We start from the raw sequence: 25,688 nt of genomic DNA on the forward strand, positions 1-25,688 counted from the left end.
TCGCGGAGCCCGCCTGCGCCGGCCGGATAATATTTGAGCATGTTTCGACGGCTGCTTTCTCACCTTCTGAGAAAAGCCCGGCCTGCTGTACAAACTTTTCGCTTAGGAAGATCTGCGGGAACAGTATAATCACCTTCGATTTGCGGGCTCGGTTGCCGCAAACCCGGGCATGCGACGGATCGGCTTGGGTCGCATGTTGAACATCTTCCGAGCAGGCAATCTGAACTAAACTGGGAGTGAATTGGAATGTCGGCCAAAACGCCCAATCCGGTTGACAAATATGTTGGCAGCCGTGTGCGGATGCGGCGCATCATGCTCGGCATGAGCCAGGAAAAACTTGGCGAAGCGCTCGGCCTCACCTTCCAGCAGGTGCAGAAATACGAGAAGGGCACCAACCGCGTCGGCGCCAGCCGGCTGCAGCAGATTTCCGAAATCCTGCAGGTGCCGGTGTCGTTCCTGTTCGAAGGTGGCCCCGGCGCCATCCTGCACGCCGACGGGTTCAGCGAAGCCTCCTCGCCGGCCTACGTGTCGGATTTCCTCGCCACCTCCGAGGGCTTGGCGCTGACCCGCGCCTTCACCCGCATCACCGATGCCAAGCTTCGCCGCAGCATCGTCGACATGGTCGAGCAGATCGCCGCCCGCGAGGCGCCGGACGAACGCTGAATTCCTTCGCGATCGGTAGCGCCCGGGCAATTCTGGCTGTATCACTCGCGCGCCATGAACCAGCCCGATCCACATTCCGACGACACACTTGCAGCGCGCGATGACGCCGCCGCGCCGGCCGATGACGGCTTTTATCGCGGCTCGTTCTTCGGACGCCGCAAGGGCCACAAGCTGAAGCTGAACCAGGCCGAGTTGTTCAAGACGCTGCTGCCGCGGCTGTCGTTCGACATCAAGGCGAAAGCGCCGGCGGATCTGCGCACGCTGTTTGCGCCAGCCGTCGAGGCCGTCCGCGTCGAGATCGGCTTCGGCAGCGGCGAGCATCTGGTGGCGGAGGCGCTGGCTTTTCCGCACATCGGATTTATCGGCTGCGAGCCCTACATCAACGGCATGGCCAAGATCCTGACGGACATCGAGGACAGCGGCGTCGGCAACATCCGGCTCTATGCCGGCGACGCCGCCGAATTGCTGGCCTGGGCGCCGGCGGCGTCCTTTACGCGGATCGACCTGATCCATCCCGACCCCTGGCCGAAGCGCCGGCACTGGAAGCGACGCTTCGTGCAGGATGCGACGCTGGCCGAGATGGCGCGGGTGCTGGTACCGTCCGGTGAATTCCGATTCGTGCACGACATCCCGGACTACGTGGCCTGGACGCTGTGGCACCTGATGCGCTCGCCGCACTTTGCCTGGACCGCGGAGCGCGCCGACGACTGGCGGCTGCCATGGCCGAACTACACCATGACCCGCTATGGCCGCAAAGCCACGCGGGAAGGCCGCCAGGCGGCGTATATCATTTCAAAGAAAATCTCGTAGCCCGGACGAAGTCGGCGGCGCGTAGCGGCGGCGACGTAATCCGGGGAGGCCGATAGTGTGGACAGGCAGGCCCCGGATTGTCATCCGGGCTACAGCTACACCGGCATCGGCGCGGTGGGCTCGCGGGTCTGCCAGAAGGTCAGCACGCGCTGCGCGGTCGCCGGCACCAGGCGCTCGAAATTATGCCGGGCCTCCTCGACGTCCAACGCAGCCGCGGTGCGGCCGGGACCAAGGCGCAGCGCCATCAGGGCGCGGACCGTCGCCCAGGAAATCCCGATCGACTTGCCGAGTATCAGGATCGGATCGTCGCGGTCGCCCTTCAGCAGCAGGTCGACGGTGGCGATGCGGACGCCGGACATCGCCGACAGTGCCGCCACGGTTTCCTCATACTGATGCGCCCTGGCAAAGCGCAGCAGCGCGCCTTCGTTGAGTTCGTCGGCATGGTGCAGCTTCTGCACCATGCGCTGCGCCGCGGCGAAATCACTGGTGATCGCCAGATGTTTCGGCGTGCCCGAGATTTCCGCTATCGCCCGGCTGATCGCGGCGCGCTGTGTCTCCGGCACGGCCTCGAACAGGCGGCGGCGCACCACTTCGACCGAACGGGCCAGGAGGTCTTTGAGCTGCGGCGGCGACAGGTCGCGGCGCTGGCCGACCGTGACGGCCAGCACGCCGTCATCGCCGGCGCGGCGGATCAGACCGGCATAGCCGAGATGGGAGAAATTGGCGCCGGCATTGCCGGCGACCCGGCGCACCACGTCGCGGTCACCGCGGCGCACGATAACGTCGGTGATCGGAGGCGACAGCATCGACCGGTCCGAGATCGCCATCAGATGCGGCTGGCCCTTGAGCCTGGCCAGTTCGACCAGTGTGATCTCGTCGATGACAGGCGACCGGCGCAACAATGGGCCGGCGATCATGATTTCGTCGTCGCGCACCAGCAGCGCCACCAATTGCGGCGGCGCGTTGGTCAGCGCGGAAAGCTGCTCGGAAAGCGCGCTGCGCGCTTCAATTTCGGTCTGCGGAACCAGGCTGGTGAGGATGCCGTCGAACAGATCGATATGGGCCGGCTGGAATTGCGAGGCGCCGGCCAGAAACAATTCGGAGATTTTTCGCACGGCATCGCTGCGTCGACGGGGATCGCCATGCTGGACAATCTCCTCGAGCCCGGGAATCAAGGAATCCATCACCGCCATCGAAAACTCTCATACTTTGCCCTATACCGGCCTCCGCACCCTAGGTTGGGTTCGTGAAAGAAGGGTTAGCCGGCCTGACACGGATTTCCGCCGGCGAAATTTAGACAGCGGCGGCTCGCGGGCCTTGCCGGGCCGTCGCAAAACGGCTATATCCGCGATAACTTATGGTTTCTCATACGATCGCGTTTGAGAGTGGGCCCCTCGGGACCCGCTCTTTTTTATTACCTGAATGGGCCCCGGCTGCCGACACGGCGGGGTTTGTCCGGGTCCAACGGCCGGGCTGAAGCCCGACCCCATCCCGTCAGCCGACCAAATTGACCCTCACGATGACCGAACCGACCACAGAACCCGTGGATCTCGAACTGCTCTCCGAGCCTCGCCTGGTCATTGAACCGGGTGCTGCCGCGCGCGTATCCGCAATCGCCGGTCCGGTGCTGCAGGGCATGGGCTACCGGCTGGTCCGCATCAAGATTTCCGGCGAACTCGGCTGCACCGTGCAGATCATGGCCGAGCGGCCGGACGGCACCATGCTGGTCGAGGATTGCGAGGCGATTTCGCACGCACTGTCGCCGGTGCTGGACGTGTCCGACCCGATCGAGCGCGCCTACCGCCTGGAAGTGTCGTCGCCCGGCATCGACCGGCCGCTGGTCCGCCGCACCGATTTCGAGCGCTACCAAGGCTATCTGGTCAAGATCGAGATGGCGGTACCGGTCGGCGGCCGCAAGCGGTTTCGCGGCCTGCTCGGCGCCATCGAGGGCGACGTCGTGCTGATCGATCGGGAAGGTGCCCGCGACGGCGAAGATCCCATTACCCGCTTGCCGCTGGACGACATTTCCAACGCCAATCTGGTGCTGACCGACGAGTTGATCGCCGAATCGATGCGCCGCGGCAAGCAGGCCGAGCGCGACATGAAGCAGGAGCTCGGCGTCCGGCCGGCGCCGCCGCCGCACGCCAAGCGCAGCGATCCCACCAAGAGCTTTGCGCCCAAGCCGAAGCTCAAGGCGGCCAAGAAGGCGGCTGCGAAGCCTGCCCCGAAGAATACCAAGGAACACCGCCTCGCCGCTGAAAGACAGCGTCTGGGCCTCGACCCCACCGAAGGAGACTGAGACATGGCCGCTGTCAGCGCCAATAAACTCGAATTGCTTCAGATTGCGGATGCGGTTGCACGGGAGAAATCGATCGACCGCTCGATCGTGATCGAGGCGATGGAAGACGCGATCGCGAAGGCGGCGCGGGCGCGCTACGGCTCCGAAACCGACGTGCACGCCGAGATCAATCCGAAGACCGGCCAGCTGCAGCTCACCCGCCACATGCTGGTGGTCGAGGACGTCGAGAATTCGTCCAACCAGATTTCGCTGTTCGATGCCGAACGCGCCAATCCGGGTGCGCAGATCGGCGACACCATTGCCGACACCCTGCCGCCGCTGGAATACGGCCGCATCGCCGCACAGTCCGCCAAGCAGGTGATCGTGCAGAAGGTGCGCGAAGCCGAGCGTGACCGCCAGTTCCAGGAATTCAAGGACCGCATCGGCGACATCGTCAACGGCATCGTCAAGCGCGTCGAATACGGCTCGGTGATCGTCGATCTCGGCCGCGGCGAAGCCATCGTGCGCCGCGACGAGATGCTGCCGCGCGAAGTGTTCCGCAACGGCGACCGCGTCCGCGCCTACATCTTCGACGTTCGCCGCGAGACCCGCGGGCCGCAGATCTTCCTGTCGCGCACCCATCCGCAGTTCATGGTGAAATTGTTCGCGCAGGAAGTGCCGGAAATCTACGACGGCATCGTCGAGATCAAAGCGGTCGCCCGCGATCCCGGATCGCGCGCGAAAATCGGCGTGATTTCGCGGGATTCCTCGGTGGATCCGGTCGGCGCCTGCGTCGGCATGCGCGGTTCGCGCGTGCAGGCCGTGGTCAACGAGCTGCAGGGCGAGAAGATCGACATCATCCCGTGGTCGCCGGATATCGCGACCTTCGTCGTCAATGCGCTGGCGCCGGCGGAAGTCTCGAAAGTCGTGATTGATGAAGATCGTGAGCGAATCGAGGTTGTCGTTCCCGATACGAATAACCAGCTATCCCTTGCGATCGGCCGTCGCGGCCAGAACGTGCGTCTGGCCTCGCAGCTGACCGGCTGGGATATCGACATCCTCACCGAGACGGAAGAATCCGAGCGCCGTCAGGCCGACTTCGAGAATTCCACCCGCGTGTTCATGGAAGCGCTGAACGTCGACGAAGTGGTCGGGCAGTTGCTGGCGACCGAAGGCTTCACGTCGGTTGAAGAACTGGCAATGGTCGACGGGCAGGAACTGGCTTCCATCGAAGGTTTTGACGACGAGACCGCCGCCGAGCTGCAAAGCCGGGCGCGGGAATATCTGGAACAGCTCGAATCGGAGCTGGAAAACAAACGTAAGGAACTAGGCGTGGAAGACGCATTGAAGACGGTGCCCGGCGTGACCCTCAAGATGATGGTCAAGTTCGGCGAAAACGAGATCAAGACCGTCGAAGACCTGGCCGGCTGCGCGACCGACGATCTGGTCGGCTGGACCGAACGCAAGGAAGGCTCCGAGCCGGTCAAACACCCTGGCGTGCTCGATGCCAGCGAAGTTTCGCGCGAGGACGCCGAGGCGCTGATCATGCAGGCACGCGTTATCGCCGGCTGGATCACCCAGGCCGACCTCGACAAGGGCGCCGAAGCCGACGCCTCCGAAGAAGCGTAAGGAACGTGTCACGCGCATGCTCGCCATTGCTGACCAAGCAGATCTCGACAAGGGACCCCGGAGCACCAAATCCGGGACCGAGCGGATGTGCGCGGTCACGCGGGCTGTGCGCCCGATCGATGAACTGATCCGCTTTGTCGTCGCGCCCACGGGCGAGGCAATCCCCGATCTGAAGCGCAAGCTTCCCGGCCGCGGCCTGTGGGTCACGGCCAACCGCAAGACCGTGGCGGAGGCCGTCAGGCGCAATGTTTTCGCCAGGGGCTTCAAGAAAACCATCAAGGCATCGCCGACGCTGGCCGACGACACCGACAAATTGATGGTGCGAGGCTGCATCGAAGCCCTGGCGATGACCGCCAAGGCCGGCGCCGTGGTGTCCGGCTTCACCAAGGTCGAGGATGTGCTGAAGCGCCAGAATGCGATGGCCCTGCTGCACGCTTCCGACGGCGCGGCCGACGGAATCCGCAAACTGGACGGCATTGCCCGCCAGAATGCCGAATTCGGCGACAATCCGCAGCTTTTGCCGATTATTACGGTTTTGAGCTGCGATGAATTGGATTTGGCATTAGGCCGGTCAAATGTGATACATGCTGCCGTGCTTACAGGCCCGGCGGGCAAAACGTTCCTGTCACGCAGCCAGACCCTGGTCCGATACCGGATGGCTGACGACGACGGCAACGCCAGCGCCAAAGTTTCGCCGAAACAGGATCTGGCTTCGACGCCACAGGATGTGCCGGCAACGGCAGTGAACAAGAATTCGCTTGAAGAGACGGTGCGGACGCGCACCACGCAACAGGATTAGGACTGCTGAATGGTTGATACGAAATCGCCTGGCGACAAGACACTGAGTGTTCCCTCCAAGACCTTGACGCTGAAGCCACGCGTCGAGCAGGGCACCGTGCGCCAGAGCTTCAGCCACGGACGTACCAACGTCGTCGTGGTGGAAAAGCGCGGCAAGCGCCGGGTGGCCGCTGATGTGCCGACCGCGCCCGTCGCGCTGAGCCCCGCGCCGACGCCAGCGCCTGCGCCGACCCCGGCTCCCGTAGCCGCCCAGCCGGCGGCTGCCGCTCCTGCACCGACCCCCGCGGCTCCCAAGCCGGCCGCGGCGCCGACGCCGGTTGCAGCGGCTGCGCCCGCGCCCGCCGTGGCCGCCGTGGCCGCCCCGAAGCCGCCGGCGCCCATTGCCGCCGCGCCGACCCCTGCAGCACCGCGTCCGGCACCGCGCCCGGCGTCGCCATCCTCCGGCCGGTCCTCCGCGCCGCCAACCCGCCACGCCCCGCCGGCGCCGCCGGCGCGCGCGCCGATGCGCTCGTCATCGCCGCAGACCCGCAGCGGTTCCGGCGTCGTGCTGCGCACCCTGACCGAAGAAGAGCGCAACGCCCGCGCCTCGGCGCTGGCCGATGCGCGCGTGCGCGATGCCGAGGAGCGCCGCCTCGCCGAAATCGAACTGGCCCGCCGCAATTCCAAGGAAGGTATTGCCCAGGCCGAGCGTGAAGCCGCCGAAGCCCGCAAGAAGGCCGAGGACGAGCGTCACCGGATCGAGGAAGAGGTCAAGGCCAAGGCCGAGCGCGAAGCCAAGAAGCGTTTTGGCGAGGCCGAGGCCAAGAATGCTGCGGCTGCCGCCGCGACCGCCAAGGCCGCCGGCCTGCCGCCGCCGCGTGCGCCGGGCGTTGCCGCCGACGCCACCGACGAGGATGAAGGTCCGCGCCAGATCCGCCGCGGTCCCGGCGGCGCTGCGCGCCCCGTCGTTCCGCCGAAAACCACCGCCAAGCCGGCCCCTGCCAAGCAGCGCGGCCGCCTGACGCTGGTCACCGCTCTGTCCGCCGGCGACGTCCGCGAGCGTTCGATCGCCTCGTTCCGTCGCCGTACCCAGCGCCTCAAGGGTCACCAGTCGAACGAGCCGAAGGAAAAGCTCATCCGCGAAGTCGTCATTCCGGAAGCGATCACCATCCAGGAGCTCGCCAACCGCATGGCCGAGCGCGCCGTGGACGTGATCCGGATGCTGATGAAGCAGGGCCAGATGGTCAAGATCACCGACGTGATCGACGCCGACACCGCCCAGCTGATCGCCGAAGAACTCGGCCACACCGTCAAGCGCGTGGCGGAATCCGACGTGGAAGAAGGTCTGTTCGACAAGGTGGAAGATGCCGCCGACGTCGAGCCGCGCTCGCCCGTCGTCACCGTCATGGGCCACGTCGATCACGGCAAGACCTCGCTGCTCGACGCGCTCCGCCATGCCAACGTGGTGTCCGGCGAAGCCGGCGGCATCACCCAGCATATCGGCGCCTATCAGGTCACCTCGCCCGAAAGCGGCAAGAAGATCACCTTCATCGATACGCCGGGCCACGCCGCGTTCACCGCGATGCGCGCCCGCGGCGCCAAGGTCACGGACATCGTGATCCTGGTCGTCGCCGCCGATGACGGCGTGATGCCGCAGACCATCGAGGCGATCAACCACGCCAAGGCGGCCAAGGTGCCGATGATCGTGGCGATCAACAAGATGGACAAGCCCGACGCCAAGGCCGAGCGCGTCCGCACCGAACTGTTGCAGTACGAAGTGCAGGTCGAATCCTTCGGCGGCGACGTCGTCGACGTCGAAGTGTCCGCCAAGAACAAGACCAACCTCGACAAGCTCCTGGAAATGGTGGCGCTGCAGGCCGACCTGCTCGACCTCAAGACCAACACCGACCGTCCGGCCGAAGGTACCGTGATCGAAGCCAAGCTCGATCGCGGCCGGGGTCCGGTTGCCACCGTGCTGGTTCAGCGCGGCACGCTGCGCGTGGGCGACATCATCGTCGCCGGCGCCGAAATGGGCCGCGTCCGCGCGCTGATCAACGATCAGGGCGAAACCGTCACCGAAGCCGGCCCCTCGGTGCCGGTCGAAGTGCTCGGCTTCAACGGTCCGCCGGAAGCCGGCGATCGCGTCGCCGTGGTCGAGAACGAAGCCCGTGCCCGCGAAGTCACCAGCTACCGCGCGCATCAGAAGCGCGAGAAGTCCGCCTCCGCCATCTCCGGCATGCGCGGCTCGCTCGAGCAGATGATGAGCCAGCTGAAGACGACGGGTCGCAAGGACTTCCCGCTGATCATCAAGGCCGACGTGCAGGGCTCGCTCGAAGCGATCCTGGGCTCGCTGGAGAAGCTCGGCACCGACGAAGTCACCGCACGCATCCTGCATGCAGGCGTCGGCGGCATCTCGGAATCCGACGTCACGCTGGCGGAAGGCTTCAACGCCGCCATCATCGGCTTCTCGGTCCGTGCCAACAAGGAAGCCACCGCGGCCGCCAAGCGCAACGGCATCGAGATCCGCTACTACAACATCATCTACGACCTCGTGGATGACGTGAAGAAGGCGATGTCCGGCCTGCTCGCGCCGACCTTGCGCGAAACCATGCTCGGCAATGCCCTGATCCTGGAAGTGTTCAACATCTCCAAGGTCGGCAAGGTCGCGGGTTGCCGCGTCACCGACGGCACCGTGGAACGCGGCGCCAATGTGCGTCTGATCCGCGACAACGTCGTCGTGCACGAAGGCAAGCTGTCGACCCTGAAGCGCTTCAAGGACGAAGTGAAGGAAGTCGCATCCGGTCAGGAATGCGGCATGGCGTTCGAAACCTACGGCGACATGCGCGCCGGCGATGTTATCGAGTGTTATCGCGTCGAAACCATCCAGCGCTCGTTGTAAGTCCAGATATCGTTGTAAGTCCAAGTCTTGCAGCGCGTTCTGTCTGCCTGATGGCGTGAGCCGGCGTTTTCAGCCGCCTCACGCCGAAGGCCTTTTTTGGAACCATCATGGCGGGAGCGCAGTCTGTTTCTGCGCGTCCTGATCCGTGATCCATCGGGAAATCAACGATGCCCAAGCATCACCAAAAAGGTTCGTCCGCATCAGGCGCGCAGCGCCAGCTCCGCGTCGGCGAAATCATGCGGCACGCGATCGCCGACATTCTTTCGCAAGGCGGCGTGCACGATCCGGTGCTCGAGACCAACCTCATCACGGTGCCGGAAGTGAAGATGTCGCCGGACCTGAAACTGGCGACCGTCTATGTGATGCCGCTCGGCGGCAAGAACACCGAGCTGGTGCTGAAGGCGCTCGCCGCCAACAAGGGCTTCCTGCGCACCGAGGCGGCGCGCCGCGTTAATCTGAAATTCGCACCTGATCTTCGCTTCCGCATCGATGAGCGATTCGACGAAGCGGAACGTATCGAGAAGCTACTGAGAACACCCGCGGTACAGCGCGACCTGCAACAAGATTCGGACGAAAAAGAATGACCGACACCTCCGCCAACCGCGCGATCGATTCGCGAATCGATGAATCGAACGCCGCGGATGAAAAAAAATTTGCACCGATCGCGCCCAATGAAGCTGGCGATGAATTGCCGACCACCCATGTCGGCGGCGCGGAGTTTGCGCCGGCGCAGCATCCGCGCGGCAACAACGATCCGCGCGGCAAGCAGTCGCGCCAGCAGGGCCAAGTGCGGCGCGACAAGCGCGACGTCCACGGCTGGGTGGTGCTCGACAAGCCGATCGGCATGACCTCGACGCATGCCGTCGCCGTGGTGAAGCGGCTGTTCCAGGCCAAGCGCGCCGGCCACGCCGGTACGCTGGACCCCTTGGCCTCCGGCGGCCTGCCGATCGCGATGGGCGAGGCCACCAAGACGGTTCCCTTCGTGATGGACGGCCGCAAGCGCTACCGCTTCACCGTCACCTGGGGTGAGGAGCGCGATACCGACGACACCGAGGGCAAGGTGACGTTCACCAGCGAGGCCCGGCCTACGCCTGAGCAGATCCGTGCCCTGCTGCCGCAGTTCATCGGCAATATCGAGCAGACTCCGCCGCAATATTCCGCGATCAAGATCGCCGGCGAGCGCGCCTATGACCTGGCGCGCGACGGCGAGGTCGTGCCGCTGGTTCCCCGGCCCGTCGTGATTCACGATTTTGTGCTGGTCGAACAACAGGATGGCGGTCATTCGGTGTTCGAGGCCGAATGCGGCAAGGGTACCTACGTCCGGGCGCTGGCCCGCGACATGGGCCGTCTGCTCGGTTGCTACGGCCATATCAGTGCGCTGCGCCGCACGCTGGTCGGCCCATTTGCCGAAGCCGACATGATTCCGCTGGAACAGTTGGAGGCTTTGTGCGATAGAGCCGCGTCTGGTGAGGGCAACCTCGCCGACGCGTTACTGCCCGTTGAGACCGCGCTGGACGACATCCCGGCACTGGCCGTCACACGGGCGGATGCGGCAAGGCTCCACCGGGGCCAAGCCGTTTTGTTGCGCGGACGGGATGCGCCCGATAGTAGCGGCACAGTTTATGTCACGGTGGCAGGCAGACTTCTGGCCCTCGCCGAGATTGCCAATGGCGAACTCATCCCCAAGCGCGTGTTCAACCTGACCGGACTCACCAGTTCGGCACGCAAAGAAAGTAACTGACGATGTCGATTACCGCAGAACGCAAAGCGGAAGTCATCAAGACCAACGCCAACAAGGCCACCGATACCGGCTCGCCGGAGGTTCAGATCGCGATCCTCACCGAGCGGATCACCAACCTGACCGCGCACTTCAAGACCCACGTCAAGGACAACCACTCCCGCCGTGGCCTGCTGAAGCTCGTCTCGACGCGTCGTTCGCTGCTTGATTACATCAAGCGCAAGGACGAGCCGCGCTACAAGGCGATGCTCGAAAAGCACAACATCCGTCGCTAACAAATCACGCGCGCATATTCCTGCGCGCGTTTTTGTATTCACGTAGTGCGGGCCACCACGGGCCGCACGATAACGTCCAGCAGCACTCCGGCGGCTGGACGATGACGGGCAAGGTGCCCGTCGCGCGGCAAGGTCCATTGGGACCCCCGCGACCATCGGAAGGATGGACGCCATTCAGAATGCTCGAGCCAGGATTCTGGAAGACTCGGCAGGATCGCCGGACGCTGGTTTCGCGGATATCGCGAACAGCCTCTTGCCGTCTTGCACGGGACTTTCAGGTTCTGGCTTTCGTGTTTTCAGCGCCATGCTTTCGTGAACCCATGAAAGAAAACGTCCATGTTTAATATTCATACCGTCGAAATCGATTGGGGCGGTCGTCCGCTCAAGCTCGAAACCGGCAAGGTCGCCCGTCAAGCCGACGGCGCCGTCATCGCCACCTATGGCGAGACCGTCGTCATCGCCACCGTGGTCGCCGCCAAGACCGCCAAGGATGGCATCGACTTCCTGCCCTTGACCGTCGACTACATCGAGAAGACCTACGCCGCCGGCCGCATCCCGGGTGGCTACTTCAAGCGCGAAGGCCGTCCGACCGAGAAGGAGACCCTGGTCTCCCGCCTGATCGACCGTCCGATCCGCCCGCTGTTCGTCGACGGCTGGCGCAACGAGACCCAGGTCGTCGTCACCGTGCTGTCGCACGACATGGAAAACGATCCGGACATCCTGGCGCTGATCGCCACCTCGGCTGCCCTGACGATTTCCGGCGCCCCGTTCCAGGGCCCGATCGGTGCGGCCCGCGTCGGCTTCATCAACGATGAATTCGTGCTCAACCCGACGCTCGACGAAATGGCCGACACCCAGCTCGACCTGGTCGTCGCCGGCACCCAGGACGCCGTCCTGATGGTCGAATCGGAAGCCAAGGAACTCAACGAAGACGTCATGCTCGGCGCCGTGATGTTCGGTCACCGCCACTTCCAGCCGGTTATCAAGGCGATCATCGAGCTCGCCGAGAAGGCCGCCAAGGAGCCGCGCGAAGTCGTCACCATCGACGACAGCGCGCTCGAAAAGGAAATGCTCGGCATGGTCGAGACCGAGCTGCGCTCGGCCTACTCGCTGCCGATCAAGCAGGAGCGTTACGCTGCCGTCGGCGCCGTCAAGAAGAAGGCGATGGCGCACTACTTCCCGGAAGGCGAAGAGCCCAAATACGACAAGCTGCGCATTGCCGGCGTGTTCAAGGAACTGGAATCGAAGATCGTTCGCTGGAACATCCTCGACACCAAGAAGCGCATCGACGGCCGCGACCTGACCACGGTCCGTCCGATCGTCTGCGAAGTCGGCGTGCTGCCGCGTGCGCACGGTTCGGCGCTGTTCACCCGCGGTGAAACGCAGGCTCTCGTCGTCACCACCCTCGGCACCGGCGAAGACGAGCAGTACATCGACTCGCTGTCGGGCACGTACAAAGAGACGTTCCTGCTGCACTACAACTTTCCTCCCTACTCGGTCGGCGAAACCGGCCGCATGGGCGGCACCAAGCGTCGCGAAATCGGCCACGGCAAGCTTGCCTGGCGCGCGGTGCATCCGGTGCTGCCGGGTCATCACGAATTCCCCTACACCATCCGCGTGGTGTCGGAGATCACCGAGTCGAACGGCTCGTCCTCGATGGCTTCGGTCTGCGGCGCGTCTCTCGCGCTGATGGATGCGGGCGTCCCCCTGAAGCGGCCGACCGCGGGTATCGCGATGGGCCTCATTCTCGAGGGCGAGCGCTTTGCGGTCCTGTCGGACATCCTGGGTGATGAAGATCATCTCGGCGACATGGACTTCAAGGTCGCCGGCACCGACGCCGGCATCACCTCGCTGCAGATGGACATCAAGATCGCCGGCATCACCGAAGAGATCATGAAGGTCGCGCTCGGCCAGGCCAAGGAAGGCCGCATTCACATTCTCGGTGAGATGTCGAAGGCGCTCAACAATGCCCGTGCCGAGCTCGGCGAATACGCGCCGCGCATCGAGACGTTCAAGATCCCGACCGACAAGATCCGTGAAGTGATCGGCACCGGCGGCAAGGTGATCCGCGAGATCGTGGAAAAGACCGGCGCCAAGGTGAACATCGACGATGACGGCACCGTCAAGGTGGCGTCCTCCGATGGCGAGTCGATCAAGGCCGCGATCAAGTGGATCAAGTCGATCGCAAGCGACCCGGAACTCAACGCGATCTATGACGGCACCGTCGTCAAGGTCATGGAGTTCGGTGCGTTCGTGAACTTCTTCGGCGCCAAGGACGGCCTGGTTCACATCAGCCAGCTCGCGTCCGGCCGCGTGCAGAAGACCTCCGACGTCGTCAAGGAAGGCGACAAGGTCAAGGTCAAGCTGCTCGGCTTCGACGATCGCGGCAAGACCCGCCTGTCGATGAAGGTCGTCGACCAGACCACCGGCGAAGACCTCGAAGCCAAGCAGAAGGCCGAAGAAGGCACCGCTGCGGCAGAGTAAATTTCGCAATTCGCGAATGCGGAAAGGGCGGCCGAAAGGCCGCCCTTTTTGTTTGAGAATGTTTTGCGACGGCCGAGCGATATCCCTCACCCCGAGCGAAGCGAAGCTTCGCGCGGCGGGGAGGGAAAGGAAACCAGCGGTCCCGCAGCGCGATCGCGCCGCTGCGTCACAATGCCTTTCGCGAAACCAGCCGCCACGGCGTTGCGTAGTTGTTCGCACGATTGCCACTCAGTCCGGCTAGCATCGTCGCGTTTGGCCGATTCGACTTAATCACCACGGAGAATTCCGATGACCATGATGTCCCGCCGCCATCTGATGCTGGCCGCCGCCGGCGCCGCCGCCATTGCCGCAGCGCCGCGCTTTGCCTTCGCCCAGGCCGCAGCGCCCGCCGCTGCAACCCCTTTCGTGCTGCCGCCGCTGACCTATCCGGTCGCCGCCCTGGAACCGCATATCGATGCGAAGACCATGGAGATCCATCACGACAAGCACCACGCCGCCTACGTCGCGAATATGAACGCGTTTGCCAAGGACGCGCCGCAGATCGCATCAACGCCCATCGTCGATGTGCTCGGCAAGCTCGGCGACGTGCCGGAAGCGATCCGCACCGGCGTCCGCAACAATCTTGGCGGCCACGCCAACCACACCATGTTCTGGCAGATCATGGGACCGAACGGCGGCAAGCCGGAAGGTGAAGTGCTCGCCGCGATCGAACGCGACCTCGGCGGCATGGAGAAATTCCAGACCGACTTCAACGCCGCCGGCGGCCGCCAGTTCGGTTCGGGCTGGGTGTTCGTGACCGTCGACAAGGCCGGCAAGCTCGCGATCGAGAACCGTCCCAACCAGGACAATCCGGCGATGGACGGCAAGCGCGCCTTGATGGGCAACGACGTCTGGGAGCACGCTTATTACCTGAACTACCAGAACCGCCGCGCCGACTATCTCAAGGCGTGGTGGAACACGGTGAACTGGAAGGTGATCGGCGATCGCTATGCGATGGCCAAGGCCGGCACGCTGGGCGTCTGACGTCGCAACAACTTAAGGACCTGCAGCTCCTTGCCGAACGGGAGGAGCTGCAGCGTCGCTGCGTCAACTGAAAGCTACAACATCGCCGGAAACACCCGGTCCCGTGGCTTGTGGCCGTCGAGGAACGCGCGGATGTTGATGATGACCTTCTCGCCCATCTCGACGCGGCCCTCGATCGTGGCCGATCCCATATGCGGCAGCAGCACGACCTTGCCGGCTTTCGCCAGCCGCAGCAGCTTCGGATTGACCGCGGGCTCGTGCTCGAACACGTCGAGGCCGGCGCCTGCAATGTCGCCCGACTCGATCAGCTTGGTCAGCGTCTCCTCGTCGATCACCTCGCCGCGCGCAGTGTTGACGATATAGGCGTCCTTGCGCACTAGCTTGAGGCGTCGCGCCGACAGCAGATGGAAGGTGGCCGGCGTGTGCGGGCAGTTCACCGAGATGATGTCCATTCGCGCCAGCATCTGGTCGAGCGAATCCCAGTAGGTCGCGCCGAGCTCGTCGGCGATCACCGGGGCCACCGGCTTGCGGTTGTGGTAGTGGATCTGCAGCCCGAAGGCGCGGGCGCGGCGCGCCACCGCCTGGCCGATCCGGCCCATGCCGATGATCCCCAGCCGCTTGCCGCCGAGCCTGCGGCCGAGCATCCAGGTCGGCGACCAGCCCGGCCAGTCCTTGCCTTCGGTGAGGATCGAGGCGCCCTCGATCAGGCGCCGCGGCACCGCGAGGATCAGGCCCATCGTCATGTCCGCGGTGTCTTCGGTCAGCACCTTCGGCGTATTGGTGACGATGATGCCGCGCGCCTGCGCCGCGATGACGTCGATATTATCGACGCCATTGCCGAAATTGGCGATCAGCTTGACCTTGAGGTCGGGCTGTTCGAGCAGTTCCTTGGTGATCTCGTCGGTGACGGTCGGGACCAGCACGTCGGCAGTTCGCATCGCGTCGAGCAATTGCGCTTCCGTCAGCGGCGTGTCGTCGAGATTGATGCGGGCGTCGAACAGTTCGCGCATCCGCGTCTCGATGCTGTCCGGCAGCTTGCGGGTGACCACGACCAGGGGTTTTTTCTTGACCGACATGTGCTGCTCACTCGCGCTTTGGCCCGGCTGTTCAGTCCGCATTAACCCGGTTGATCGAAACTGCCGAGACCGCGCGATCTCACCGTTTCCTCCGGGTTCCCCGGACGCCTTCTGGCGTCCCGGGCTTCATCTTGGGCTTTCGACCTCTCTAGCAGAAGGCCGAGCCAAAACAAGAACCCAGGACAATGACGAGGCGACGCGGATAGAATCGGTTGAGGTTGGCGAATGGCGTTCAGGCGTGTGGTGGGTGCGGCGTTGCTGGGGGCAGCTTGCCTCGGCCTTTCGGTGCAACCGGGTTCGGCGGCGCGGGATGCCGCCCGGGACGCGGCCAACAACGTGCCGGTGGGCGGCAGCGGGCTGCCGGTGCCGCGCTATGTCAGCCTGAAGTCCGACCATGTGAACGTCCGCGCCGGCCCGACCAAGGACAATGACGTGGCCTGGGTCTATACCAAATCCGGCCTGCCGGTGGAGATCACCGCCGAATATGAGAACTGGCGCCGGGTGCGCGATTCTGAAGGCGCCGAGGGCTGGGTCTACCACTCGCTGCTGTCGGGCCGCCGCACCGCGGTGGTGACGATGAAGAACAAGGATGACCTTGCCTCGATCTATGACAGTCCGGATGCCACCAGCCCGGTGGCCGCCAGGCTGCAGGCCGGCGTGGTGGCACAGGTCAAGCGCTGCAAGAACAGCTGGTGCCGCGTGATGGGCGCCGGCTTCGACGGCTGGATCGAACAGCAGCGGCTATGGGGCGTCTATGCCGACGAGAAGGTCGATTGAGGGAACTTAGCAGGCTCTGATCTTCCCTCTCCCCTTGTGGGAGAGGGTGGATCGAACGCGAAGCGTTCGAGACGGGTGAGGGGTAGCCGCAAGCTCCGTCGCCCAGAAACCCCTCATCCGTCGCCGACTTCGTCGGCGCCACCTTCTCCCACAAGGGGAGAAGGAAGGAAAAAAGACGCGCACAGGCGCCGCGGCTAACGGCGCTTCAAATTACAGATCACGGTGTCTATGGGTCCCGGCGTTCGCCGGGACGACAGAGATGCTCAGCGCTTCTTGCGCAGCCGGACGACCATGTCGATGCGGCTGATCTCGTAGCCCTCGGGAACGTCGGGCATTTTCTGCAGCACCATGTGCGGATCGGGAATGTCGACCAGCTCGTGGTTGTTCTCGAGGTAATAATGGTGATGCGCGGTGACGTTGGTGTCGAAGTAGGTCTTGGTGCCGTCCACGCTGACCTGCCGGAGCAGGCCGGAATCGGTGAGCTGGTTCAGCGTGTTGTAAACCGTGGCGAGCGATACCGGGACCTTGGCGAGGGAGGCTTCCTCGTAGAGCATTTCCGCGGTCAGATGGCGGGCGCCCTTGCCGAACAACAGCCAGCCCAGCGCCATGCGCTGGCGGGTCGGGCGCAAGCCCACCGACTGCAGCATCTCATTGACGTCATGCCAAGGGCAGCCGGTCAGCGCCGGCCGGCGACCGCGGTTGATTTCCGCAACCGCAGCAGCGTCACTGCTGACGCTCGACGTATTGCCGTTCGAAGCAATGTCACTCATGTCCACGTCGGTGATCCCTGCCGTTGCGGCGCCCAACACGCACTCTGCCCTCTCTCTATAGGCCCGGCTGCCGTCAGATGCAAGGTTTTCGCAACTGGAGCCATGCGCTGACCGGGAAGCTCGATCGGGTCGGCCCGCCCCGCCAGTACCATCCGGCCGCCGAAACCGCCGCTTTGCCGCCCCCCAAGCCTATGATAGAGAGCGCGCGACAGGTCCGGCGATAACTGCCTGATTTGAACCAGTTCTGCGTGTCCCGGCCACCCCGGCGGGTTCGCAGGATGCAGATACCGACGTTGGAAAGCCAAGGCATGATTCAGGACAAGCGCAGCAGTTACGAGTACGAGGATCTGCTGGCCTGCGGCCGTGGCGAATTGTTCGGCCCCGGCAATGCGCAACTGCCGCTGCCACCGATGCTGATGTTCGACCGCATCACCGAGATCAACGACAATGGCGGCGAATTCGGCAAGGGCCTGATCCGCGCCGAACTCGACGTCACGCCGGAACTCTGGTTCTTTGCCTGCCACTTCAAGGGCGACCCGGTAATGCCGGGCTGCCTCGGTCTCGACGCGATGTGGCAGATGGTCGGCTTTTTCCTCGGCTGGTCCGGCGGCATCGGCCCCGGCCGCGCGCTCGGCCTCGGCGAGCTGAAGTTTTCCGGCCAGGTTCTCCCGAACGTCAAGAAGGTGGTCTACACCATCGACGTCAAGCGGGTGATGCGCTCAAAATTGTGGTTGGGCATTGCCGATGGCTCGCTTTCGGCAGATGGCGAGATTATCTATCGCGCCAAGGACCTGAAGGTCGGCCTGTTCAAGCAGGAGGCTGCTGCCGCATTGCAGCCGGGAACGTAGTCTAGTCAGCGCTGCACAACGGCCGTCACCGATCGGCGACGGCCAGTCAACAACACGGATTTTAGAGGGCGGGACGATCATGAGGCGGGTTGTCGTCACGGGGATGGGCATTGTCTCATCTATCGGAAACAACACTCAGGAAGTGCTTGCGAGCCTCCATGAGGCAAAGTCGGGCATCACGCGCGCCGACAAGTACGCGGAGCTCGGTTTCCGCTCGCAGGTGCAGGGCGCGCCGACGCTGAATGCGTCGGAGATGATCGATCGCCGCGCAATGCGTTTCCTCGGTGAGGGCGCGGCGTGGAATCACGTCGCGATGGAACAGGCGATTCTGGATTCCGGCCTCGAAGCCTCTGACGTCTCCAACGAGCGCACCGGCATCATCATGGGCTCGGGGGGTCCCTCCGCCCGCACCATCGTCGAAGCCGCCGACATCACCCGCACCAAGGGGCCGAAGCGCGTCGGCCCGTTCGCGGTGCCGAAGGCGATGTCGTCGACGGCCTCCGCCACGCTCGCCACCTGGTTCAAGATCAAGGGCGTCAACTATTCGATCTCCTCGGCCTGCGCGACCTCCAACCATTGCATCGGCAATGGCTACGAGATGATCCAGTGGGGCAAGCAGGACATCGTGTTCGCCGGCGGCTGCGAGGAGCTCGACTGGTCGCTGTCGGTCTTGTTCGACGCGATGGGCGCGATGTCGTCGAAATATAACGACACCCCCTCCACCGCTTCACGCCCCTATGACATCAGCCGCGACGGCTTCGTCATCGCCGGCGGCGCCGGCGTGATCGTTCTGGAAGAATACGAGCACGCGAAAGCGCGCGGCGCGAAAATCTACGGCGAGATCATCGGCTACGGCGCGACCTCGGACGGCTACGACATGGTCGCGCCCTCGGGCGAAGGCGCGGAGCGCTGCATGAAGATGGCGCTGGCCACCACCGGCGGCATCAAGATCGACTATATCAACCCGCACGCCACTTCGACGCCGGCCGGCGATCCGCCGGAGATCCAGGCCATCCGCAAGGTGTTCGGCGTCGGTGACGCCTGCCCGCCGATCTCCGCCACCAAGGCGCTGACCGGCCACTCGCTGGGCGCCACCAGCGTCCAGGAGGCGATCTATTCGCTCCTGATGATGCAGAACGGCTTCATCTGCGAGAGCGGCAACATCACCGAGCTGGATCCGGTGTTCGCCGACATGCCGATCGTGCGCAAGCGGATCGACAATGCGAAACTCGGCGCTGTGCTGTCGAACTCGTTCGGCTTCGGCGGCACCAACGCCACGCTGGTCTTCAAACACGTCGATGCGTGATCGCTGACCTCTCCCCACGCTTTGCGGGGAGAGGTCAGCATGCCGCGCCAGCGGCGTGCCGGGTGAGGGGCGAGGCACGATGCCCACCTCACGGTTTTGATATTTCGGCTCGAAGAGCCCCTCACCCCCACCCTCCCCCCGCAAGCGCGGGGCGAGGTGGCCTACAGCGCAAGGCGCGGAGCCGGTAGCCAACATGTCGAATCTAATGCAGGGCAAGCGCGGGCTCATCATGGGCGTCGCCAACGATCATTCGATCGCATGGGGCATTGCGAAAACGCTGCACGCCCACGGCGCCGAGCTCGCCTTCACCTATCAGGGCGAAGGCCTCGGCAAGCGCGTGCGGCCGCTCGCGGAATCCCTGAAGTCCGAACTGGTGCTGCCCTGCGACGTCGAGGACATCGACAGCGTGGACGCCGTGTTCGCCACCCTGAAGGAAAAGTGGGGCGAACTCGACTTCATCGTCCACGCGATCGGCTTCTCCGACAAGAACGAGTTGAAGGGCCGCTACGCCGACACCACGCGCGCGAATTTCTCGCGCACCATGGTGATCTCCTGCTTCTCCTTCACCGAAGTCGCCAAGCGCGCCTCCGAGATGATGAAGCCGGGCGGCGCGATGATCACGCTGACATTTGGCGGCTCAACCCGCGTGATGCCGAACTACAATGTGATGGGCGTGGCGAAAGCAGCACTGGAAGCCGCGACGCGCTATCTCGCCGTCGATTTCGGCCACCAGGGCATCCGCGTCAATGCGATCTCGGCGGGCCCGGTCCGCACGCTGGCCGGCTCCGGCATCGGCGATTCCCGCGCGATGTTCGCGTTCCAGCAGAAGCACTCGCCGCTCGGCCGCGGCGTCACGCTGGACGAGCTCGGCGGCACCGCGCTGTATCTGCTCTCGGAACTGTCCGGCGGCGTCACCGGCGAAATCCATTATGTGGATTCCGGCTACAATATCATCTCGATGCCGCATCCCGACGCGCTGAAGGCGGATGTGACGGAGTAGGTACGCTGTTTCTTTCCCTCTCCCCCGCGCGAAGCGAAGCTTCGCTAGGTGGGAGAGGGTGGCCGCGCGTCAGCGCGGACGGGTGAGGGGTGCCACAAACGCCGTCGCCCAGTACTCCCTCATCCGACGCGGACTTCGTCCGCGCCACCTTCTCCCACAAGGGGAGAAGGAAGGAAGAGCAATTACAGCTTCTGCCCCGACGCAAATTCCTGCGCCCTTTGGAATGCTGGACGTGCCTCGCAGCGATCGAGATAGCGGTCGAACGACGGCCGTGGCTGGATCATCTTGAACTGGCGCACCGCGAAACTGAGGCTGGATCCGATGGCGATGTCGGCCGCGGAAAATTTTTCGCCGAGGATCCACGGTCCCTCCTCGAGGGCCGCTTCCAGCACGTCGAACACCCGCTTGGCGTCGCCCCAGCCGGCGGCGACCGAGTTCATCTCGAACTTGGCCGCGAGCTGCGCGATCGCCGGCTCGATGCAGCTCGGCGCGAAAAACAGCCAGTAGAGATATTTCGCGCGATGGATGTCGCCAAGCGGCGGGGCGAGATTAGCCTCGGGATAGCGCTCCGCGACGTAAGTACAGATCGCCGCGGCTTCCGCCATCGTCGCCTCGCCGTCCTGCAGTGCCGGCACCTTGCCCATCGGATTGACGGTGAGAAATTCCAGCGAACGCTGTGCACCGGTGGAGATGTCGGTCAGCACGCGCTCGTACGGCACACCGGTTTCTTCCATCAGCCACAGCGCGGTGAAGGAGCGCGAGCGCGGCGACCAGTAGAGTTTCATCATGGCAAGGCTCCGGTGAGGTCTGGCGTAGTTGTGCGGAGATTCGGGGGGAGGTGCAAGGCGGGGATGCGGTCGCGCGCTGACCTTCTTCCCTCTCCCCTTGTGGGAGAGGGAAGAAGGTCAGCGAAGCGGTCGAGACGGGTGAGGGGGTGCCGCAAGCTCCGAGCTCTTGACTACCCCTCATCCGACCGCGCTTCGCGCGGCCACCTTCTCCCACAAGGGGAGAAGGAAGAAAAAGAAAAAAGCCCCCGCGATTTCTCGCGGGGGCTTTTCACTCATCGCTCAAGCAGCAGAAAAAACTACTCCGCCGCCTGCAGCATCGGCTCTGCCTTCACTTCGAAGCGATCGGCATTCATCACCTTGGTCCAGGCCTTGACGAAGTCCTTGACGAACTTCGCCTTGGCGTCGCTCGAAGCATAGACTTCGGCCAGCGCGCGGAGCTGCGAATGCGCGCCGAAGATCAGGTCGACGGCAGTCGCCGTCCACTTGACCTCGCTGCTGTTGCGCTTCTTGCCTTCGTAGATGCCGTCCTGGCCGGCAGCCTTCGCCCACACGGTGTCGATGTCGAGCAGGTTGGCGAAGAAGTCGTTGCTCAACACGCCGGGCTTGCCGGTGAACACGCCGTGTTTGGCATCCGCCGCATTGGCGCCGAGCACGCGCAACCCGCCGATCAGCACCGTCATTTCCGGCGCCGTCAGCTTCATCAGCTGGGCACGGTCGATCATGGCCTCTTCAGGCTTCATGAACTGCTTCTTGCTGCTGTGGACGTAGTTGCGGAACGCATCGGCGCGCGGCTCGAGCGGCGCGAACGACGCCGCGTCGGTGTGCTCCGCAGACGCATCCATGCGGCCCGGCGTGAACGGCACGGTCACGCTCTGGCCGGCATCCTTTGCGGCCTTCTCGATCGCGGCAGAGCCGCCGAGCACGATCAGATCGGCCAGCGACACCTTCTTGCCGAACGCCTTCTGGATCTCTTCCAGCTTGGCGAGCACGGTGGCGAGCTGGGCCGGCTGATTGACCTCCCAGTCCTTCTGCGGAGCGAGGCGGATGCGCGCGCCATTGGCGCCGCCGCGCTTGTCGGAGCCGCGGAACGTCGAGGCCGAGGCCCAGGCGGTCGAAACGAGCTGCGGCACGCTGAGGCCGGAGGCGAGGATCTTCGCCTTCAGATCCGCAATGTCCGCGTCGTTGATCAGCTCATGATCGACGGCCGGGATCGGGTCCTGCCAGATCAGCACTTCCTTGGGCACCAGCGGGCCGAGATAACGCGCGACCGGGCCCATGTCGCGATGGGTCAGCTTGAACCAGGCCCGCGCAAAGGCATCGGCGAACTGGTCGGGGTTCTCGTAGAAGCGGCGCGAGATCTTCTCGTAGATCGGATCGACGCGCAGCGCGAGATCCGAGGTCAGCATGGTCGGCAGATGCTTCTTCGACGGATCGAAGGCATCCGGAATGTCCGCAACAGCATTCTTCGCCACCCACTGATGCGCGCCGCCGGGGCTCTTGGTCAGCTCCCATTCGAATTTGAACAGGTTGTCGAAGTAGTGGTTGCTCCACTGCGTCGGGGTCTGCGTCCAGGTCACTTCCAGGGCGCTGCCGATGGCGTCGGCGCCCACGCCGGTGCCATGGCTGCTCTTCCAGCCAAGGCCCTGATCCTCAAGCGCGCCGGATTCCGGATCGACGCCGACGAAGGACGGATCGCCCGCGCCGTGGGTCTTGCCGAAGGTGTGGCCGCCGGCAACCAGCGCCACGGTCTCTTCATCGTTCATCGCCATGCGGGCGAAGGTCTCGCGGATGTCCTTGGCCGACGCCAGCGCATCGGGATTGCCGTTCGGGCCTTCCGGATTGACGTAGATCAGGCCCATCTGCACGGCGCCGAGCGGCTCCGCCAGTTCGCGCTCGCCGCTGTAGCGCTCGTCGCCGAGCCAGCTGCCTTCGGGACCCCAGTACAGCTCTTCCGGCTCCCAGGTGTCGGCGCGGCCGCCGGCGAAGCCGAAGGTCTTGAAGCCCATCGATTCCAGCGAGACGTTGCCGACCAGCACGAACAGATCGGCCCAGGATAGCTTGTTACCGTACTTCTGCTTGATCGGCCACAACAGGCGACGCGCCTTGTCGAGATTGACGTTGTCAGGCCACGAATTCAGCGGTGCGAAGCGCTGCTGGCCGCCACCGGCGCCGCCACGGCCGTCGGTGGTGCGATAGGTGCCGGCGCTGTGCCAGGCCAGACGAATGAACAGCCCGCCGTAGTGACCGAAATCGGCCGGCCACCACTCCTTCGAATCGGTCATCAGGGCATGCAGGTCCTTGATGACGGCGTCGAGGTCGAGGGTCTTGAATGCCTCGGCGTAGTTGAAGTTGCCGCCGAGCGGATCGGCGGACGGATGGATGGCGTGCAGCACGCCGATATCGAGATGCTCCGGCCACCAGTCCATGTTGCGATAGGCCTTGCTCTTCGGTCCCTTGCTCGCGGCGCCGTGCGGTACCGGGCACTTGCCGGCGTCGTCTGTTTTCTGGTCCATGGTTCTCTCCTTCGGGCGATTTGAAGCGGAAGCACTGTCGGGCGACGGCGGCAGGCCGCGTCTCCGTAACGACAACGCCAGATGTCCAAAAACTCTGTGTTTGCAATTTGCAGCGAACTATTGGGGGCAGACCGTATGGTCACCCTAGCCGGAGCTCGTGACATTAACTTGGAACAAATCTAACATCAGGTCCAGTCGATTTGTCTCCGACCTTCGATCAGTTTATCTTATCGTACATGATCACGCTTCGCCAGCTTCGCTACCTCGCCGCGCTCGCCAAACACGGCCATTTCGGCCGTGCGGCGGAGGCCTGCGCCGTCACCCAGCCGGCGCTTTCGATGCAGATACGGGATCTGGAGCGCACGCTGGGGGTCAAGGTGGTGGAGCGTCGCCCCGGCGACGTGATGCTGACCGATGTCGGCCGCGAAGTGGCGCGGCGCGGCGAGGACGTGCTGGCGGCGTCGCGCGATCTGGTGGATTTTGCGAGGCACCGCGGCGGCGTGCTGACCGGGCGGCTGACGCTCGGCGTGATCCCGTCGCTGGCGCCGTACCTGCTGCCGCGCATCCTGCCGGTGCTGCAGAAACAGTTTCCCGAATTGCGGCTGGAATTACGCGAGACGCAGACGAAGCAATTGATCGACGACATCAAGAGCGGCCGGCTGGACGCGGCGATACTGGCGCTGCCGCTCGGCGAGCCCGAGATCGAGACGCTGAAACTGTTCGACGACCTGTTCCTGCTGGCGGTGCCGGCGGACGATCCGCGCCCGGCCGACCGCCGCATCAAGGCCGCCGACATCGACCAAGGCCGACTGATCCTGCTGGAAGACGGTCACTGCCTGCGCGACCAGGCGCTGGCGTTCTGCGCCACGGCCGCGCGCGGTAGCGGCAACAGCGCGGCCGGCATGGCGTTCGCGGCGTCGAGCCTCTCGACCGTGATGCAGATGGTGGCGTCCGGCTACGGCGTCACGCTGATCCCGCAGATCGCCGCCGACGTCGAGCAGCGCGACGAGCGCGTGAAATTTTTGCGCATGGAGAACCCGCAGCCCGGCCGCAGCATCGGCCTGGTGTTCCGCAAGACCTCGCCGCGGAAAGCCGACTTTGCCGCATTGGGCGACGTGGTGAAGGGCTGCGTATGAACCGCGTACGCGATCTCAGCGATACGCGCTCAAATCAAGAATCGTCGGCGAATCACCATTGAGGGGATTGGCGGGATCGCGGGCGTAGCGCAGCGTCTCGAACCGCATCGCGCGGGCGTCCATCATCAGGAGGCGGCCGACGAGCCCTTCGCCGAACCCGGTGATCTCGCGGATCGCCTCCAGCGCCATCATCGAGCCGAGCACGCCGGCCAGCGCGCCCATCACGCCGGCCTCCTGGCAGCTCGGCACGGTGCCATCAGGCGGCGCTTCGGGAAACAGGCAGCGATAGGTCGGATTCGGCACGCCACTCGCGTTCGTCTCGTGCGGCCGAAGCGTGGTCAGCGAGCCGTCGAAGGTGCCGAGCGCCGCCGAGATCAGCGGCTTCTTCGCCAGATAGCAGGCATCCGACGCCAGATAGCGCGTCGCGAAATTGTCCGAGCCATCGAGAATCAGATCGTAGGCTGACAGCAGCTCCATCGCATTGGCGGCATCGAGCCGGACGCCGTGGCCGACGAATGTCACGTTCGGATTGAGCGCATGAATTTTTGCCGCCGCGCTGTCGACCTTGCGGGCGCCGATATCCGGCGTGGCGTGGATGATCTGGCGCTGCAGGTTGGACAGCGACACAATGTCGTCATCGACCACGCCGAGCGTGCCGACACCGGCCGCGGCCAGATACATCAGCACCGGCGCGCCTAGCCCGCCGGCGCCGATCACCAGCACCTTGGCCTGCTGCAAGGCGGCCTGGCCCTGGCCGCCGATCTCGCGCAACACGATGTGGCGGGCATAGCGTTCGAGTTCGTCGGCACTCAACATGGTGTCTTGCGTCCTTATGTTCCTCACCGCCGTCTCCGCCGTCATTGCGAGGTCAAGGAAAGCCAATTGGCTTTCCCCTTAG

Annotated in this window: 22 protein-coding genes; 16 read left to right on the plus strand and 6 right to left on the minus strand. The window is 64.4% G+C overall.

What is annotated here, in order from left to right; all coding sequences use genetic code 11:
- Positions 1-246: 246 nt before the first annotated feature.
- Together FIU28_RS00620 and FIU28_RS00625 are read left to right on the plus strand one after the other, a co-directional pair.
- Positions 247-663, plus strand: coding sequence for a helix-turn-helix domain-containing protein (locus FIU28_RS00620; protein WP_143571186.1), 417 nt, complete (start codon positions 247-249; stop codon positions 661-663).
- 54 nt (positions 664-717) lie between these two features.
- Positions 718-1,473, plus strand: a complete 756-nt coding sequence (locus FIU28_RS00625; protein WP_143571187.1) for a tRNA (guanine(46)-N(7))-methyltransferase TrmB — start codon at positions 718-720, stop codon at positions 1,471-1,473.
- Positions 1,474-1,568: 95 nt separating this feature from the next.
- Here the strand turns inward: FIU28_RS00625 and FIU28_RS00630 are convergent, their stop codons facing one another.
- Positions 1,569-2,666: a DUF2336 domain-containing protein gene (locus tag FIU28_RS00630; RefSeq protein ID WP_143571188.1), complete on the minus strand. Its 1,098-nt coding sequence runs from the start codon at positions 2,664-2,666 to the stop codon at positions 1,569-1,571.
- A 326-nt stretch (positions 2,667-2,992) separates the two neighbouring features.
- Here FIU28_RS00630 and rimP point away from each other — a divergent pair, with 326 nt between their 5' ends.
- From rimP to FIU28_RS00675, 9 genes are all read left to right on the plus strand, one after another.
- Positions 2,993-3,772, plus strand: coding sequence for a ribosome maturation factor RimP (gene rimP, locus FIU28_RS00635; protein ID WP_143571189.1), 780 nt, complete (start codon positions 2,993-2,995; stop codon positions 3,770-3,772).
- Between the two features lie 3 nt (positions 3,773-3,775).
- The gene (nusA, locus tag FIU28_RS00640; protein WP_143571190.1) at positions 3,776-5,380 is read left to right on the plus strand and encodes a transcription termination factor NusA; all 1,605 of its coding nucleotides are present in this window, start codon (positions 3,776-3,778) and stop codon (positions 5,378-5,380) included.
- A 16-nt stretch (positions 5,381-5,396) separates the two neighbouring features.
- Positions 5,397-6,179, plus strand: a complete 783-nt coding sequence (locus FIU28_RS00645; RefSeq protein WP_210245602.1) for an RNA-binding protein — start codon at positions 5,397-5,399, stop codon at positions 6,177-6,179.
- Between the two features lie 9 nt (positions 6,180-6,188).
- Positions 6,189-9,056: a translation initiation factor IF-2 gene (gene infB, locus FIU28_RS00650; RefSeq protein ID WP_143571191.1), complete on the plus strand. Its 2,868-nt coding sequence runs from the start codon at positions 6,189-6,191 to the stop codon at positions 9,054-9,056.
- A 167-nt stretch (positions 9,057-9,223) separates the two neighbouring features.
- Positions 9,224-9,640, plus strand: a complete 417-nt coding sequence (gene rbfA, locus FIU28_RS00655; RefSeq protein WP_143571192.1) for a 30S ribosome-binding factor RbfA — start codon at positions 9,224-9,226, stop codon at positions 9,638-9,640.
- A complete protein-coding gene (gene truB / locus FIU28_RS00660; protein ID WP_143571193.1) occupies positions 9,637-10,797 on the plus strand; it encodes a tRNA pseudouridine(55) synthase TruB in 1,161 nt (386 codons plus the stop codon). The genes rbfA and truB overlap by 4 nt, the downstream gene beginning before the upstream one ends.
- A 2-nt stretch (positions 10,798-10,799) precedes the next feature.
- Positions 10,800-11,069 (plus strand): 30S ribosomal protein S15, encoded by a 270-nt coding sequence (gene rpsO, locus FIU28_RS00665; protein WP_143571194.1) that lies wholly within the window; start codon positions 10,800-10,802, stop codon positions 11,067-11,069.
- A gap of 336 nt (positions 11,070-11,405) precedes the next feature.
- A complete protein-coding gene (gene pnp, locus FIU28_RS00670) occupies positions 11,406-13,553 on the plus strand; it encodes a polyribonucleotide nucleotidyltransferase (RefSeq protein WP_143571195.1) in 2,148 nt (715 codons plus the stop codon).
- A gap of 288 nt (positions 13,554-13,841) precedes the next feature.
- Positions 13,842-14,576, plus strand: coding sequence for a superoxide dismutase (locus tag FIU28_RS00675; protein ID WP_143571196.1), 735 nt, complete (start codon positions 13,842-13,844; stop codon positions 14,574-14,576).
- A gap of 74 nt (positions 14,577-14,650) precedes the next feature.
- Here the strand turns inward: FIU28_RS00675 and FIU28_RS00680 are convergent, their stop codons facing one another.
- Positions 14,651-15,652, minus strand: a complete 1,002-nt coding sequence (locus FIU28_RS00680) for a 2-hydroxyacid dehydrogenase (protein WP_143571197.1) — start codon at positions 15,650-15,652, stop codon at positions 14,651-14,653.
- Positions 15,653-15,877: 225 nt separating this feature from the next.
- Between FIU28_RS00680 and FIU28_RS00685 the strand changes: the two genes are divergently transcribed.
- Positions 15,878-16,429 carry an SH3 domain-containing protein gene (locus FIU28_RS00685; RefSeq protein ID WP_143571198.1) on the plus strand — a complete coding sequence of 184 codons (552 nt, stop codon included), beginning with the start codon at positions 15,878-15,880 and terminating at the stop codon, positions 16,427-16,429.
- Between the two features lie 263 nt (positions 16,430-16,692).
- On the opposite strand, the gene irrA is transcribed toward FIU28_RS00685, so the two are convergent.
- Positions 16,693-17,199 carry an iron response transcriptional regulator IrrA gene (gene irrA, locus FIU28_RS00690; protein ID WP_302466994.1) on the minus strand — a complete coding sequence of 169 codons (507 nt, stop codon included), beginning with the start codon at positions 17,197-17,199 and terminating at the stop codon, positions 16,693-16,695.
- A gap of 311 nt (positions 17,200-17,510) precedes the next feature.
- Here irrA and fabA point away from each other — a divergent pair, with 311 nt between their 5' ends.
- From fabA to fabI, 3 genes are all read left to right on the plus strand, one after another.
- Positions 17,511-18,047 (plus strand): 3-hydroxyacyl-[acyl-carrier-protein] dehydratase FabA, encoded by a 537-nt coding sequence (gene fabA, locus FIU28_RS00695; protein WP_143575969.1) that lies wholly within the window; start codon positions 17,511-17,513, stop codon positions 18,045-18,047.
- A 79-nt stretch (positions 18,048-18,126) separates the two neighbouring features.
- Positions 18,127-19,353 carry a beta-ketoacyl-ACP synthase I gene (gene fabB / locus FIU28_RS00700; protein WP_143571199.1) on the plus strand — a complete coding sequence of 409 codons (1,227 nt, stop codon included), beginning with the start codon at positions 18,127-18,129 and terminating at the stop codon, positions 19,351-19,353.
- Between the two features lie 193 nt (positions 19,354-19,546).
- Positions 19,547-20,353, plus strand: coding sequence for an enoyl-ACP reductase FabI (gene fabI / locus FIU28_RS00705; protein ID WP_143571200.1), 807 nt, complete (start codon positions 19,547-19,549; stop codon positions 20,351-20,353).
- A gap of 182 nt (positions 20,354-20,535) precedes the next feature.
- On the opposite strand, the gene FIU28_RS00710 is transcribed toward fabI, so the two are convergent.
- Both FIU28_RS00710 and katG read right to left on the minus strand, forming a co-directional pair.
- Positions 20,536-21,141, minus strand: coding sequence for a glutathione S-transferase family protein (locus FIU28_RS00710; protein ID WP_143571201.1), 606 nt, complete (start codon positions 21,139-21,141; stop codon positions 20,536-20,538).
- Between the two features lie 296 nt (positions 21,142-21,437).
- Positions 21,438-23,654, minus strand: a complete 2,217-nt coding sequence (katG, locus tag FIU28_RS00715) for a catalase/peroxidase HPI (protein ID WP_143571202.1) — start codon at positions 23,652-23,654, stop codon at positions 21,438-21,440.
- 236 nt (positions 23,655-23,890) lie between these two features.
- On the opposite strand from katG, the gene FIU28_RS00720 reads away from it, so the two are divergent.
- A complete protein-coding gene (locus tag FIU28_RS00720) occupies positions 23,891-24,790 on the plus strand; it encodes a LysR substrate-binding domain-containing protein (RefSeq protein WP_143571203.1) in 900 nt (299 codons plus the stop codon).
- A 15-nt stretch (positions 24,791-24,805) separates the two neighbouring features.
- Here FIU28_RS00720 and FIU28_RS00725 read toward each other — a convergent pair whose 3' ends face one another.
- Positions 24,806-25,606 (minus strand): HesA/MoeB/ThiF family protein, encoded by an 801-nt coding sequence (locus tag FIU28_RS00725; RefSeq protein ID WP_143571204.1) that lies wholly within the window; start codon positions 25,604-25,606, stop codon positions 24,806-24,808.
- Between the last annotated feature and the right edge of the window lie 82 nt (positions 25,607-25,688).

The sequence above is a fragment of the Tardiphaga sp. vice154 genome, assembly GCF_007018645.1.
GTDB lineage: Bacteria > Pseudomonadota > Alphaproteobacteria > Rhizobiales > Xanthobacteraceae > Tardiphaga.

What these genes read in the sequence shown, in the direction of transcription:
- rimP (WP_143571189.1), top strand. Translation starts at nt 2,993, where the DNA reads ATGACCGAACCGACCACAGAACCCGTGGATCTCGAACTGCTCTCCGAG.
- FIU28_RS00720 (WP_143571203.1), top strand. Translation starts at nt 23,891, where the DNA reads ATGATCACGCTTCGCCAGCTTCGCTACCTCGCCGCGCTCGCCAAACAC.
- FIU28_RS00725 (WP_143571204.1), bottom strand. Translation starts at nt 25,606, where the DNA reads ATGTTGAGTGCCGACGAACTCGAACGCTATGCCCGCCACATCGTGTTG.
- FIU28_RS00630 (WP_143571188.1), bottom strand. Translation starts at nt 2,666, where the DNA reads ATGGCGGTGATGGATTCCTTGATTCCCGGGCTCGAGGAGATTGTCCAG.
- irrA (WP_302466994.1), bottom strand. Translation starts at nt 17,199, where the DNA reads ATGAGTGACATTGCTTCGAACGGCAATACGTCGAGCGTCAGCAGTGAC.
- rbfA (WP_143571192.1), top strand. Translation starts at nt 9,224, where the DNA reads ATGCCCAAGCATCACCAAAAAGGTTCGTCCGCATCAGGCGCGCAGCGC.
- fabB (WP_143571199.1), top strand. Translation starts at nt 18,127, where the DNA reads ATGAGGCGGGTTGTCGTCACGGGGATGGGCATTGTCTCATCTATCGGA.
- FIU28_RS00625 (WP_143571187.1), top strand. Translation starts at nt 718, where the DNA reads ATGAACCAGCCCGATCCACATTCCGACGACACACTTGCAGCGCGCGAT.
- FIU28_RS00710 (WP_143571201.1), bottom strand. Translation starts at nt 21,141, where the DNA reads ATGATGAAACTCTACTGGTCGCCGCGCTCGCGCTCCTTCACCGCGCTG.
- nusA (WP_143571190.1), top strand. Translation starts at nt 3,776, where the DNA reads ATGGCCGCTGTCAGCGCCAATAAACTCGAATTGCTTCAGATTGCGGAT.
- rpsO (WP_143571194.1), top strand. Translation starts at nt 10,800, where the DNA reads ATGTCGATTACCGCAGAACGCAAAGCGGAAGTCATCAAGACCAACGCC.
- fabI (WP_143571200.1), top strand. Translation starts at nt 19,547, where the DNA reads ATGTCGAATCTAATGCAGGGCAAGCGCGGGCTCATCATGGGCGTCGCC.
- pnp (WP_143571195.1), top strand. Translation starts at nt 11,406, where the DNA reads ATGTTTAATATTCATACCGTCGAAATCGATTGGGGCGGTCGTCCGCTC.
- katG (WP_143571202.1), bottom strand. Translation starts at nt 23,654, where the DNA reads ATGGACCAGAAAACAGACGACGCCGGCAAGTGCCCGGTACCGCACGGC.
- FIU28_RS00620 (WP_143571186.1), top strand. Translation starts at nt 247, where the DNA reads ATGTCGGCCAAAACGCCCAATCCGGTTGACAAATATGTTGGCAGCCGT.
- FIU28_RS00675 (WP_143571196.1), top strand. Translation starts at nt 13,842, where the DNA reads ATGACCATGATGTCCCGCCGCCATCTGATGCTGGCCGCCGCCGGCGCC.
- FIU28_RS00685 (WP_143571198.1), top strand. Translation starts at nt 15,878, where the DNA reads ATGGCGTTCAGGCGTGTGGTGGGTGCGGCGTTGCTGGGGGCAGCTTGC.
- FIU28_RS00680 (WP_143571197.1), bottom strand. Translation starts at nt 15,652, where the DNA reads ATGTCGGTCAAGAAAAAACCCCTGGTCGTGGTCACCCGCAAGCTGCCG.
- infB (WP_143571191.1), top strand. Translation starts at nt 6,189, where the DNA reads ATGGTTGATACGAAATCGCCTGGCGACAAGACACTGAGTGTTCCCTCC.
- truB (WP_143571193.1), top strand. Translation starts at nt 9,637, where the DNA reads ATGACCGACACCTCCGCCAACCGCGCGATCGATTCGCGAATCGATGAA.
- FIU28_RS00645 (WP_210245602.1), top strand. Translation starts at nt 5,397, where the DNA reads ATGCTCGCCATTGCTGACCAAGCAGATCTCGACAAGGGACCCCGGAGC.